The organism is Streptomyces albus subsp. chlorinus (genome assembly GCF_013302895.1).
Classification (GTDB): domain Bacteria; phylum Actinomycetota; class Actinomycetes; order Streptomycetales; family Streptomycetaceae; genus Streptomyces; species Streptomyces chlorinus.
The window spans coordinates 51780-63833 of the sequence record NZ_VJOK01000002.1 but is presented as its reverse complement, the minus strand read 5'-3'; the positions used below and the strand labels follow the sequence as shown (position 1 = coordinate 63833).

Genomic DNA, 12054 nt, shown 5'->3' with positions numbered 1-12054 from the left:
GCGCGCGGTCTGCTCCGCAGACACGACGCGCCGCCGCTACGCGGCGGAAGACCGCCACCCCTTCGGGGTGGCCCGTCCCCTCCGGGGCCGGGGCACCGGCCTCCGGCCGGAGCCAACCGGGCACCCTGGCCTGCGGTTTCGCTGCTCTCCGGTCTGCGGCCCGGCCCGTGGCTGATGTGGACGCGTGTCCCCTCCGGGGCCACACGAAGCGGGCTACAAGGAGGGGGCGCGGTTCCCGGTCGGCTCCCCGATATGCATCAGGGGGAGTTTTTGGGTTTCCCAACCACTCCCCCGCACCCACACAAGGCATTCCCTGACGTCAGCTCAAGTATGCATGACAGGGACAAAATTGGGACCACGGCACACTGCCCCTGTGTGCCCGTGAAATACTCCCTGTCGGGTCTGCGAAATGGCTGGTTGGGCTTTCTGATTTCCACTTTCGCGGTAGGAGCGGCCGACACAGGCGTAGGGGTGGGGTCGTCGTAGTCGCTGCCGTAGACCCGTCGGCGCGGAACGCTCATGGGCCACAGCCTCGCACTTGGTACTGACACGGCGTCCCGTTCCCCGCTGACACTGGTGCGCAGGCCCACTGCCACCGATGCTGTCATCGGGGTGCTGCGGCCGGCCCTGCTACACGTGTGACGCGGCACTCCAGTGGAAGCGACACACCCGGCCTGTCTGCCGTTGGTGTGGGTTGGGGGCTCAGCAGGGGTTCCTGGGATGGGTGTGAGGTGGGTGTCTTACAGACACCTAAGAGTGGTCGCGGGCTGATAGGGCGCTGACCTGCGGAAACGTGTTGTCGTTTGTTCTAGAGACTCAGAACAAAGTGTTCCTGGGTGTTCTGGATCTCCAGAACAAAGAAGGGGTGCTGAGTGGGGGTCAGCAGCCTGCAGGGGTTGGGGTTTGTTCTGGAGGAGTGAAACAAGACGGTTCCGCTGGTGATACCGTTCGGGCCCTGAGCTGGTGATCTTCCGGAGGGACGTCTGATGGAGCAGCTGCCGATCGTTCGGCCCGGTCAGCGCGTCGTCGCGCGGTCGGACGGCAAGGGCGGCATGGTCGTCAGTGTCGAGAAGATCCAGGGCCGTGAGTTCGCCGTCAGCGCGCAGGTGACGGGATATGTCCTAGACGCCCGGCTGTTGATGGATGTGTTGGGCAGTCTGAAGATGCCGGGCAGTTGGTTCCAGGTGTGGTGCAAGCTGGTGGCTGCTCAGGACCCGAACTACCGGGGTGTGGACCGGTCGAAGGCGCCGCGTGGCTATGTGCGGATCAACCAGCGGGAGCTGCAGGAGCGGTGCAAGCTGTCGGCGGCGTCGGTGAGTGAGCCGTGTCAGTTCTTCCATCACATCGGGTGGATGCGCACGGCCAAGCGTGGGGTGCTCCAGCTGAATCCGTGGCTGACGGTGGCGGGTACGTCTGCCGAGCAGGAGAGGTGGCAGAAGGAGTGGAACGCCGCAGGTGGTCCTACCTGCATCATCCCTGCCCCGGACTACCCGGCCGAGTGGCGTGCGGAGCGGGCGAAGGCGAAGAAGGAGGCCGATGCGGCTCGTCGTCGCGAGAAGGTTGTGTCGCTTCCGCGGCGTCGTCGTCCCGGCCGGAAGGCGAGTGCGTGATGAGGGTGGGCATATTCTCGGAACCTGACCCTATCGACCAGGAGGCCCTCGTGAGCGCTACTTACGTACCCGGCCCCCCGTGTGACGAGCCGGTCGTGCTCTCGCGCGACGCTCTGCGGATGCTCGCCTTGGTGGACGTGTCCCTCACGGCCCGGCGTGTGCTCGATGTGCTCCTGGCTCTCCAGGACCCGGTCACCGGCGCCGTGGACATCAGCCAGGCCGAGATGGCCGCCGAACTGGGAGCCGGGAAGCCCGCGGTCAACCGCGGCTTCAAGGAACTGCGGGCGGCCGGCCTTGCCTGGCTCCTGCGCCGCGGGTGCTATCAGCTCCACCCCGTTCTCACGGGAGGCCGGATCGCCGGTGCCGCCCAGGCGGTCCCCGAGATCAACGCAACGCCCGCAGCGGACTTCTCCGAGCAGCGCCGGACCCGGTTCGCCGCACAGGTCGCCAACCTCGCGCAAAGCGCCTGAGAGGCCCTGCAAGGGCCCGCATGGCACCACGACGCCGTACCCCGAGGTGCGGCGCCGTTCGCATGCCGCGGCGGGCCGGAACCACAGCCGGAAGGGTGTGGACAGACGCGGGGCGGTACCACCAGGGGAACCGTCTTGTTCTGGTTCTCTGGAACAGACTCTGTGCGATCGGCGTCTGTGCGCGTACGGCGTCCGCCCTGGAGGAAGAGCCGCAGGCCAGAGACGAGTAGGTTGCGCCGATCGGTATCACTGGGGGAACCGTTTTGTTCTAAGAGAGCAGAACGAATACCGCGCTGCCGCTGGAGGGAGACAGTGTCCGTCCCCGGCTGCTTTCAGCAGGGCGGAACGCCTGCCAGGCGGGTCGCCGGGGTGCCCCACACCTGGGCACGGTCGGCCCGGGAGCTGCCACGTACGAGCGGTCTCGCAAGCAGCGTCCGCGCGTCGCCCGGCGGTGAAGGGAGGGGGTCTGTAGATCTGGAGTGTGACCTACGCCTACGCCTTCCATCTCGCGCACACGGTCGGGAATCGTGGCTTGGCTGCCGACGGCGGGGACGGAAGGCTTTGAGCACGCGGTGCCCTTCCTGTCCGTCGTCCTCGACGTCCTCGGGCCTGACCGCGCTGCTGGAGTGCGCGGGTCGTGCGGCGGGCCGAGAGGCGGTCGCTGCTGGAGCCGGCGTCAGCCCGGTCTAGGAGCAGCGGACGGGCGTCCGGCTCAGATTGGTGGTCGGAGTTAGCGGGCTATGCCAGGCTGTGGCCTCAGTCGGGTGCGTTCCCGCCCCGTCCCGTGGGTCGCTGTGCATCGCGACGTGCTCCTCGACGCCGGTCTGAGCGCGACGGCGCGGCTGCTGCACGTCGTCCTGCTGGCCGCAGCCGACCACGGGGTGCCTGCCGAACAGGTCCCGGCGCTGGTCGGATTGCCCGACGAGGAGCTGCGGGCGACGGGCTGCCGTACGAGGCGCTGTGCCATCTGCGGCCCTGACCCGCTGTAGGTTCCGGGGAGCCGTGCGGGGTGCCGGGTCCGGTGTCAGAACAGCAGGCGATCGGTGATCGTGACCGTGGGGTGGGTCCGTACGAGGAGTTCTCCACTGGCATTCACCCATGTCAAAACGGGTGACGAGGTACTTGCTCTCCGGGTCGGCCCGGATGAGCAGTTCGGTGGCGCTCTCGCGGAACAGGTCGAGGACTGTCGCTCCCGTGCTGTTGGTCCACCGCAGGTGGATGGATCTGCCCAGCGGGCTGTAGGCGAAGGTGAGGTGTTCGCCGCCCGGGCAGGAGAAGGCCAGGAGCCGTGAGCCGTCTTCCCTCGCTTCCGGGCAGGGGTCCAGTGATGTCGCGTTCGTCTGGCTGCCGCTTCCGGACGGCGACCGCTATCGGTACGCGGTCGTGGCCCAGGAGCCGCGCCTCGTGGCGCTGCCGCATGGACACCGTCTGGCGGCGCAGGCCGCAGCCGATCGCGAGGGTGCGGTGGACTTCACCGCTCTCCTGGACGAGCCGTTCCTCGCCCTCCCTGCCGAGGCCGGTCCGCTGCGGGACTACTGGTTGGCCCTGGATGCCCGGGGCGGTCGTGCGCCGCGGATAGGCGGGGTGGTGGCCAGCGCCGAGGAGACCCATGAGGCGGTCGCCAACGGCCAGGGAGTGGCACTGCTGGCGACCGGCAACGCCCAGCTGGTCGTCCGGGACGAGGTGATCGCTGTGCCGGTCCGCGGTATTTCCCCGTCCCGTCTGGCGGTGGCCGCCCGCCGGGACGACGAGCGGCCCACGGTGCTGGCCTACCTGGCCGCGGCGGAGAAGGTGGGAGCCGGCGCCTCCTGATCACCTTCTTCGGTCCTGTGGCAGACAACCCCACGCGGGCCCTGCCGGGCCCTCCAGCGGGCTTCCTGGCCTCGCGAAGAAGCCATGGCGGGCGCCGCGTTCCCCCGACATGGCAGATGCCGCGGCGGTTCAGACTTTGGGGAGCTCTATGCCCATCTCGCGCATGGCGTCGGAGGCGGGGCCGCCTTCGGAGCGTTCGGTCTTGTAGCCCTTGACGGTGGGGGCGAGGGTGCGGGGGTCGACGGCTTCGGAGGGGGCGCCAGTGGCGTAGAGGCCGTCGGGGTCCTGGTCGCGGTCGTGGGGGGCGAGCCAGAAGACGCGGCGGAGGAAGGTGCCGGAGGCGCGGGAGGGTTTGGCGTTCTTGGTGAGGGTGGCGTAGCCGACGAGGCGTCCGTCGCGGTGGTAGGGGGGCTGGCGGCGGCGGGTGGAGACGCGGTCGAGGGACTGGCGCACGTAGTCGAGGTCGTCGGTGTTCTCGAGCCAGACGAGGTCTTCCTCGTGGGCGATGTCCTCGGGGTCGATCAGGGCGCTCACGGGGTCTCCTCGTCGGTGAGGTCGGCGACAAGTCCGATGCCGGGGTAGTACTTCTTCTGGTTCGAGGTGGCCATCTCCTTGGGGGAACGCATACCCAGGGTGTCGCGGACGCGTGCGGCGAAGGCGCGGCTGGAGACGGGGGTGGTGCCTTCGCTCTCGCACCAGCGGCAGTAGGCCAGGTAGAGGTGCTTCTGCTCGGCGCGCAGGCCGGGTGCGGTCTTGCACATCTCGGTGAGGAAGCGGCCCATGTGGTCTTCGGTCTCGGCGTACGCGGTGGTGGCCACGCGGACGCGTTCGGGGCCGGTGAGGTCTTTCTCGCCGGTGAGGTAGCGGCGGGCGCCGTCGATGAGCCAGGCCAGGATGCCGGGGCCTTCTTCGCGGACGAGGATGTCGGCGAGATTGTCGATCTTGCGTTCGTCGGGGATGATCCGCTCGAAGGGGATCAGGCGCATGCGCCGCCAGAAGGCGTAGCCGCCGGTGCCGACTTCGGGGCGGTGGTTGCCCAGCAGGAAGAGTTTGTGGGTGGGGGCGAAGGAGAAGAAGTCCTGCCGCATGCGGCGGGCTTTGAGCTGGTCGCCGCCGGTCAGCAGCTTGACGCGGGATTCGTCGAAGCGGTCGCCGGCCTTCAGTTCGCTGCACACGATGACACGCCGGCCGTGGAGTTCGGCCAGGTCGGTGGGGTGGCTCTCGAACGGCTTGGCCATCAGGAACCCGGGCGGGGCCGCGTCGGCGTAGTCGCCCAGGAGTTTGACGATGACGTCCAGGAGGACGGACTTGCCGTTCTTGCCCTGGCCGTAGAGGAAGGCGAGGACCTGGGCGCCGACGTCGCCGGTGATGGAGTAGCCGAGCAGCAGGTGGAGGTAGCGGATCATCTCGCGTCCTTCGGCGTCGTCGCCGAAGGTGTCGGCCAAGAAGCGGTCCCAGCGGGGGGTCGGCATCTGTTCGGGGGCCGTGGAGGCGCTGCGGGAGTGGAAGTCGTGCTCGGGGTCGGGCGATCGGAGGGTGCCGGTGGTCAGGTCGACGATGCCGCCGGGGGTGCAGAGTTTGTAGGGGTCGGCGTCGAGCAGGGAGGCGTCCAGGAGCATGCCGCGGGCGGCGCGGGCCTGCTGGAGGACGGCTTTGATGCCGGAGGTGGACATCGCCCGGCGGCGTTCACGGCGCATCTCGGCGTCGGTGTAGGTGCCGGTGGGGTCGTGGGGGGCGATGGTCTCGGCCATGTCGCCGACGGCCCACATGACGGTGTCGTGCTCGTCGGGCTCCCAGCGGGCGCCGGACCACCGGTACCAGCCCAGGCCGTTGACGTGGCGGAAGTCCCGCGCGTACAGGTGGGCGAAGGCTTTGGCCAGGCCGCGGTCGGTCATCGAATCGGGCAGCAGCCCGTGCTCGGTGACCTCGAACGGCGCCCGCGCCCTGGGCGGGCCCTGCGCGGGGGCCGGTGCGGTGGTCTGGGCCGGGAGCGGGGCGGGAGGCTGGTTGAGGATCTGGCGTGCCACGGCGGCCGGGTCGAATGCTGCGGTCACGATCGGGCTCCCGGGTGCATGGGGCGCTGGGCGCCGGCGGTGAGGCCGGCGCGGATGATCTGTGCGGCACGGTGGTGCTGGCGCGGGCGGGCGTGGTCGGCCGCGGCTTGCAGGGCCTGTTCGGCGGCCCGCTGGTCGAGGTGGCCGGCGGCGATGAGACCTCCGGCGGTGTAGGCGGCGCGGTTGAGCTTCTCGGAGAAGCCCATGTTCGCGGCGGCCGCGGCGCATCCGGCGACCTCTGCCAGGACGGTCTCCAGCGCCTTGGCGGCAGCCGCTCGGCCGCCGCCGGCCCGGGCTACCGCTTCCCGGGCGCGGGAGGGCACCGGCTGGCGGGCCACGCCTCGGGGGGAGGGGCTCGGCGGCTCGTCGAGCTGGGTGGTGTGGCCGGTGCGCACGAGTTCCCGGGCGAGCCACTCGGGCAGGGGTGCGGGGGGTGCGGGGGTGAGGCGGGTGTAGGTGCCGTCGGTGGTGCGGGTGCCGGGGGCGACGATGTAGCCGCCGTGGGCGCGTACGTCGACCTGCCAGCACAGGGCGCGGCCGGCGCTGGAGCCGCTGGAGCAGTGGAAGGCGTGTGCGGGGTCGGCCTGGTACCACACGTGGAGGCCGCCGGAGGGGGTGCGTACGCGCAGTGTGGTCTCGTCCAGGGCCGGGTCGGGGGCGCTGCGCAGGGCGGCCAGGACGGCGAGGGTGTGGAAGCCGTTCTCCAGGCCGGTCAGGTCGACGTGGTCGTGGAGGGGGATGCCCGGCCACAAGCGGTCCCGGGCCGGGAGGGGTTGGGGGTGGGCGTCGATGTCGATGACGACCAGGTGGGCGGGGCCGCAGGAGACTCCGACGCCGGCGCGGGGGAGTTCGCTCCACCAGGAGCGGATCCGGTCCTGGTCGGTGGTGGCGGCGTGGAAGCCGTGGCACCAGCCGCCGTCCCGGATGCAGGGGCATGCGGTGGGCTGGTGGGTTCGGTCCTGGCACGCGGGGCAGTTGCGGACGGGGGTCTTCCGGCCTGGAGTCAGCGGATGGACAGGCCAGCCGGCTGCCGCGCACTCGCGGGCGACAGTCAGCATGTCTTGTCTACCGGTGGTGGAGATGGCCATTCCCTCGTAGCTCAAGCGGTTCCGGTCGCCCTGCAGCTTCAGTTGCTCGAAGAAACTGCAGGTCAGAGTGGCAATGCGTCTCTGACAGCGACTGAAGCGACTGAAGCTTGGAACAAGGTGGAGACACCTTAGCGAAAATCCTTCCGCCGGAAGACGGGCAGGGGCGGATCGGGCGTGGCGGGAGCAGCACCCTTTCGGCGGCCTGGAATTACGGAAGGTCCCGGTCGGGGGGCCGGCCGGGGGCCGGGGGTCTGGGAGAGCGACCGGCCGGGGAGGGCGACCGGTGAATGTACCTGACAAGGGGGGGGGGCCAGCCCCGTCGGTACCAGCGTCTGGCTCGGCGCCAGTTCGGTCGCTGCTTCAGTCGCTACAAGAAATGCCTGGTCAGGGGCGGGATCTGGCTCGTATAGCGACTGAAGCGACTCAAGTTTCCGTCTATGACGACATTCGCGTGTGCGCGTGCGTGTCATAGATCCCGAGCTTCAGTCGCTTCAGTCGCTGTTCAGAAGGAAACCCCAGGTCAGGCGCGTGATATCAGGATTTCTCCTCAGCGACTGAAGGGCTGTTGAGTCGCTCCAGGCCGGGAGTTCAGTCGCTCCCGGCCAGGAACTCCCCCTCTGCAGGCCGTCGTCGGCCTCCTTCGGTCGTCCTGTTGGGCACTGGACGAACCTGCTGGTCACCGGCTCATAGGGGACGCGGAGCGACTCAAGCGACTCTCAGCACCGGTTGCCGGCGCCGAAAAGCGAGCTGACTGGCCACCGCCCCCCGGCTGGTGGGGACGACCGCCTCCCCCGCTGCCTCCCCTGTGCAGGTCCTCCCCCGCCAGGAGGCAACGCGGACCAGGGTGGGCAGTGTGTCCAGCAGGTAGCCGGGCGGAGTGAGGCGAGGACCTGGGTGGGGTCGACGAGGGCGAGGCGGTCGACTCTCCGGGGGCGTGCAGTGCGTACCCCGGTAAAGACGGGTCGCCCTCGTTTGGGAAGCTGTTGTTTCTAACGTGTCGGTGCTTTGAACGATCACGGACGTTAGTAAGGTAGCGCTCATGAGCTCTCCAGCGTCCAGTGACCGGGAAAAGGTCGTCTCCAAGCTGCCGTTGTCGCTGCGGCAGCAGCTCAAGGTGCGGGCGGCGCAGCACGGAGTCGAGATCCAGACCGCCGTCGAGCAGGGCATCGACGCGTGGATCGCGCTTGCCGCGACGCCGAGCGCCGTCGACACGGTGGGTGCCGACTCGTTCTCCACCTTCCTGCCCGCGGGCCAGTGGGACCGCTTCCGGCAGGCGGCCGGTGACCGCAAGGTCTCGTTGATCCAGGGACTGGCGCAGTCCGTTCAGCTGTGGCTGGAGAAGAACCCCGCGCCGACGGTGCCCCGGGCGAAGTTCCCGCGGCGCCGGATCGTGTGCAACCAGAAGGGGGGTGTGGGCAAGACAGCGGTCGCGGCCGGTATGGCGGCGGCGCTGGCCGAGGACCCCGAGGTGCTGCATCCCGTGCGCATCTCACGGCACTTCGCCGCCCGGCTGGACGGTGACGGCCAGGGGGACCCGCTGGAGACGGAGGACCTTCCCGGTCTCGGCCGCCGTACGCTGCTGGTCGACTTCGATCCGCAGCGGCACCTCACCAAGCAGCTGGGGCAGGAGGAGATCCCGTGGGACTCCTCGGTCGACAGCCTCAGCAAGCACATGACAGGTGAGGCCAAGGGCGAGATCCGTGATCTCGTCGTGCCCGTCGCGGACGACCGCTACGGCGGCAGGCTGGATCTCGTTCCCGGCTGCCAGGACGGTTTCCTGCTCGATGTGGCTCTCTCCAAGGTCCGGTTCCGTGAAGCGGCCCTCGAACGTGCCCTGGCTCCCCTCGAGCAGTCCTACGACGAGATCATCATCGACTGCCCGCCCAGCCTCGGTCTCAGCATGGACGCCGCCATCTACTACGGGCGGCGCCGGGACGAGGAGGCCGCGGGCAGTTCGGGCCCGCTCATCGTCGTCCAGGCCGAGGACAGCAGCGCGGACGCCTACGATCTTCTGGTCTCCCAGATCGAGGATCTCCGCGACGACATGGGGGTGGAGATCGACTACCTGGGCATCGTGGTCAATCTGTACGACCCGCGCCGCGGTTTCATCGCCACCTCCTCCCTGGAAGCGTGGATAGAGATCAAGGATCCGAGGGTGGTCGCCGTCATCGGTGATCTGACGGACCAGCGCAAGGCCGTACGTCTGAAGCAGCCGCTGCTGTCCTTCGCCCCGCGGGGCGAGCAGGCGGCCACCATGCGCGCGCTGGCGAGGGAGCTTTCATGAGCGGCCGTGTGGCGGACCAGCTGGGCACCGGAGCGTCCTTCAGCAGGACACGCGGCGGCGTCAGCGCACGGCGGCAGGCGGTCGCCGCGACGACGGGGGCCCCGACGACCGGGGCGCCGGACAGCCGCCTGCGGACTCTTCCTCTCGCGCAGCTGGTGCCGACGCGTTTCAACCCGCGCCGCAGGTTCGGGTCGGAGGAGGATCTGCGGGAGTTCGGGAAGCGGCTGGAGGCCAAGCAGCTGCAGCCCGCGGTGGCCGTCTCACGGGACGCCTACCTCGCGCTGTGGCCGTCCGAGGAGAAGGCCGTCGGCACCGCCGCCTATGTGCTCGTCAACGGTGAACGGCGCTACCGGGCGAGCCGGGCCGTGGGCCTGCCCACGCTCGAGGTCGTCGTCGACGACGGACTGGCCCGCTCGCGGGGCGACTTCCTCGACGCGGTCCTCTCGGAGAACAACGATCGCGAGGACCTCGACCCGATCGAGCGGGCGCTGGGCATCCGGACGATGGTCGACGAGCTGGGCGGCAAGACGAAGGTCGCCGAGTACTACGGGAAGTCGGCCGGCTGGGTGACCCAGCAGATGTATCTGCTGAATCTGGTGCCGGAGCTCCAGGAGCTGGTCGGTTCCGGGGAGCTGCCCGTCCGGGAGACCCGGGCGCTGGTGAAGCTGCCGCCCGACGAGCAGATCGCGGCCTGGCGGGCGCGTTCCGCCCGGCGTGAGGAGGAGAGGGCCCAGCCGAAGCCGCGCCGGAGGCGGGCCGGGAGCGCGTCCGCTTCTCCGTCCGCTGCTTCGCCCGTTTCTCCGTCCGCCGGGCCAGCGGGTTCTTCGGGCTTTACCGCGGTAAAGGACCAGCCGTCGGAGACCGCGGGCGCGGCAGCCGGTCCTGACGGCTTTACCGCGGTAAAGCCGGACGGGACGCGGCAGCACGGCGCCTCCGGTCGGGAGGTGCCGTCGCTGCCGGACCAGCGCCCCGCCCCCGCGGGGGAGCCGGAGGACGTTCCCTGGGAGGACCCGGAGGCGCTGTGCGCCCTGCTGCTCAAGAGGCTGTCCCGGGCGCACCGGCTCGAGCTGACCAGGCTGCTCCTGGACGCGAACACCGCGGAAGCGAAGGGCGGCGGCCCGAAGCAGTCGTGAGCACACCCCCGGAGCGCGGGGAGGGGCGGGGTAGGCCGGGATGCGGCGCCGTCCCGCCGCCCGCCGCCGGACGGCGTCACCGGGAAGAGGGTGATGCCGGTGCCGGTCGCGGCGGACGGCCGGCACCGGCGGTGCCTCGCCGGTGTGCGCCGTCTGTCCGCTGTGCCGTCGGGCGGTCGGGCGCCGGCACGTGCCGGGCAGCCGCTTTCCGTCGTCCGGGGTCCTGCTGGGGTGGGGAGCGGCCAGGTTCTGCCGCGGGCGGTGAGGTGTGTGGCCGGGTCCCGGGCAGGCTTGCCGGAGACCGCCCGGGACCGCCTGCGCCGAGGCCCCGCGTCCTGCCGCCTCATGCTCGTACTGACGTCGCATCTACCACGATATGGTGAGGTTCGACCGAGGAGGCCCGGGATGGATGTGACGCTCTCGCAGGCTCGTGAGCAGTGGAGCGAGGTGGTCGAGCGTCTCCAGCAGGGCGAGGAGGTCGTGCTGGTCAACACCAGGAGCAGGCAGGCCGCCGTGATGCGCCGCCTGGAGGGGGCCGAGCCGTGCGGGCCGGTGTGGCCGAGCAGCAAGGCGCGGCAGGAGCTTGGCGCGCTGGTCGGCGCGGCCCAGGAAGAGGCGCAGGTGCTCACCGTGGGCGGCCTGCCCGCCGCCACCGTCACCCGGCAGGCCCCGCCCCGCAACGACCGGCGTCCGGACCCCGGCACGCCCGGGGTCACCGGGCTCGGCGACGTCCTGGACGGGCTTTTGGCGGCCGGACCGGAGACCACCGGCCTGTCCACCGGCGTCCCGGCCCTGGACCGGGTCTCCGGCGGCCTGGCGCGCGGAAGCCTCACCCTGGTCGCGGCGCCGCCGAACGCGGGCGGGAGCCTGCTGCCGCTGCAGGCGGCGCGGGCGGCCGCGTTCCGCCCCGAGCAGCCGGTCCCGGTGCTCTACGCCCTCTCCGGTGTGCCGCTGCAGGTGGCGGCCCGCAGACTGATCGCCGCCGAAGCCCCCGTCCCCTACGCCCAGTTCGCGGCGGGTACCCTCACCGCCGGGCAGCGCCAGGCCGTGGCCGGCGCGGACGGCCGTCTGCGGGCCGCTCCCTTGTCGTTCACCCGGCCGGAGCCGACGGCACAGGCGGTCGTGGAGGAGGCTGCCCGGATCGAGGGGCTGGGCCTGGTGGTCGTCGACCGGCTCCAGCACGCACGCGCCGACGGCACACCGCTGTCGGGCCGGGCCCTCCCGAGCGCGGTGAAGTCCTTCGCCCGCCTGGCCGCCGAGCGGCAGGCCGCCGTCGTGGTGCTGCTGGACACCGACGAGCCGCAGCTGGTGGCGCAGTTGGAGGCGGACCGCACCTTCCACCTCACCCGGCCGGGCGACGCCGCCACGGCCCGGATCACCGTCACGGCCCGGGACCTGGGCACCCTCGCCGCCGTCGAGGTGGCACTGGACATGACGCACCTGCGGCTCCTCGACCAGCCCGCACCTGCCCCCGCCCCCGCCCCCGCCGTCCCGGTGCCCGCACGCCCCTCACCGGCCGCGCCCGGGCCCGTCCCGGCGCCCCCGGCCCCGGACCCATCCTCGAACCCGGACCCGGACCCGGACCCGGCCCCGGGCGCGGGCG

General features: G+C 70.8%; 9 protein-coding genes and 1 pseudogene. 7 read left to right on the top strand and 3 right to left on the bottom strand.

Annotated features, from left to right (window positions below):
- Positions 1-986: 986 nt before the first annotated feature.
- From FM076_RS32860 to FM076_RS32845, 4 genes and pseudogenes are all read left to right on the top strand, one after another.
- A complete protein-coding gene (locus FM076_RS32860) occupies positions 987-1610 on the top strand; it encodes a hypothetical protein (RefSeq protein WP_173875194.1) in 624 nt (207 codons plus the stop codon).
- A gap of 50 nt (positions 1611-1660) precedes the next feature.
- Positions 1661-2080: a helix-turn-helix domain-containing protein gene (locus FM076_RS32855; protein ID WP_173875193.1), complete on the top strand. Its 420-nt coding sequence runs from the start codon at positions 1661-1663 to the stop codon at positions 2078-2080.
- A 794-nt stretch (positions 2081-2874) separates the two neighbouring features.
- Complete coding sequence (locus FM076_RS32850) at positions 2875-3069, top strand: hypothetical protein (RefSeq protein ID WP_173875192.1); 195 nt, start codon at positions 2875-2877, stop codon at positions 3067-3069.
- 325 nt (positions 3070-3394) lie between these two features.
- Positions 3395-3892 (top strand): annotated as a pseudogene (locus FM076_RS32845) (LysR substrate-binding domain-containing protein); the annotation flags it as partial.
- A 129-nt stretch (positions 3893-4021) separates the two neighbouring features.
- On the opposite strand, the gene FM076_RS32840 reads toward FM076_RS32845, so the two are convergent.
- Genes FM076_RS32840 through FM076_RS32830 form a run of 3 tightly spaced genes read right to left on the bottom strand, consistent with a single transcriptional unit; the run spans position 4022 to position 7004 of the window.
- Positions 4022-4426, bottom strand: a complete 405-nt coding sequence (locus FM076_RS32840; protein ID WP_173875191.1) for a DUF6009 family protein — start codon at positions 4424-4426, stop codon at positions 4022-4024.
- Entirely contained in the window at positions 4423-5949 is a 1527-nt protein-coding gene (locus FM076_RS32835) for a phage/plasmid primase, P4 family (protein WP_173875201.1), read from the bottom strand. Before FM076_RS32835 ends, FM076_RS32840 begins: the two co-directional genes overlap by 4 nt.
- Positions 5943-7004, bottom strand: a complete 1062-nt coding sequence (locus FM076_RS32830; protein ID WP_243275276.1) for a bifunctional DNA primase/polymerase — start codon at positions 7002-7004, stop codon at positions 5943-5945. The genes FM076_RS32835 and FM076_RS32830 overlap by 7 nt, the downstream gene beginning before the upstream one ends.
- A gap of 1069 nt (positions 7005-8073) precedes the next feature.
- On the opposite strand from FM076_RS32830, the gene FM076_RS32825 reads away from it, so the two are divergent.
- The 3 genes from FM076_RS32825 to FM076_RS34835 all read left to right on the top strand — a co-directional run.
- Complete coding sequence (locus FM076_RS32825; protein ID WP_173875190.1) at positions 8074-9318, top strand: ParA family protein; 1245 nt, start codon at positions 8074-8076, stop codon at positions 9316-9318.
- Positions 9315-10451 (top strand): ParB/RepB/Spo0J family partition protein, encoded by a 1137-nt coding sequence (locus FM076_RS32820; RefSeq protein WP_173875189.1) that lies wholly within the window; start codon positions 9315-9317, stop codon positions 10449-10451. Before FM076_RS32825 ends, FM076_RS32820 begins: the two co-directional genes overlap by 4 nt.
- Before the next feature lie 405 nt (positions 10452-10856).
- Positions 10857-12054, top strand: a 1198-nt coding sequence (locus tag FM076_RS34835) for a DnaB-like helicase C-terminal domain-containing protein (RefSeq protein ID WP_173875188.1), incomplete at its 3' end; no start/stop codon positions are given.

What these genes read in the sequence shown, in the direction of transcription:
- FM076_RS32860 (WP_173875194.1), top strand. Translation starts at nt 987, where the DNA reads ATGGAGCAGCTGCCGATCGTTCGGCCCGGTCAGCGCGTCGTCGCGCGG.
- FM076_RS32830 (WP_243275276.1), bottom strand. Translation starts at nt 7,004, where the DNA reads ATGCTGACTGTCGCCCGCGAGTGCGCGGCAGCCGGCTGGCCTGTCCAT.
- FM076_RS32825 (WP_173875190.1), top strand. Translation starts at nt 8,074, where the DNA reads ATGAGCTCTCCAGCGTCCAGTGACCGGGAAAAGGTCGTCTCCAAGCTG.
- FM076_RS32820 (WP_173875189.1), top strand. Translation starts at nt 9,315, where the DNA reads ATGAGCGGCCGTGTGGCGGACCAGCTGGGCACCGGAGCGTCCTTCAGC.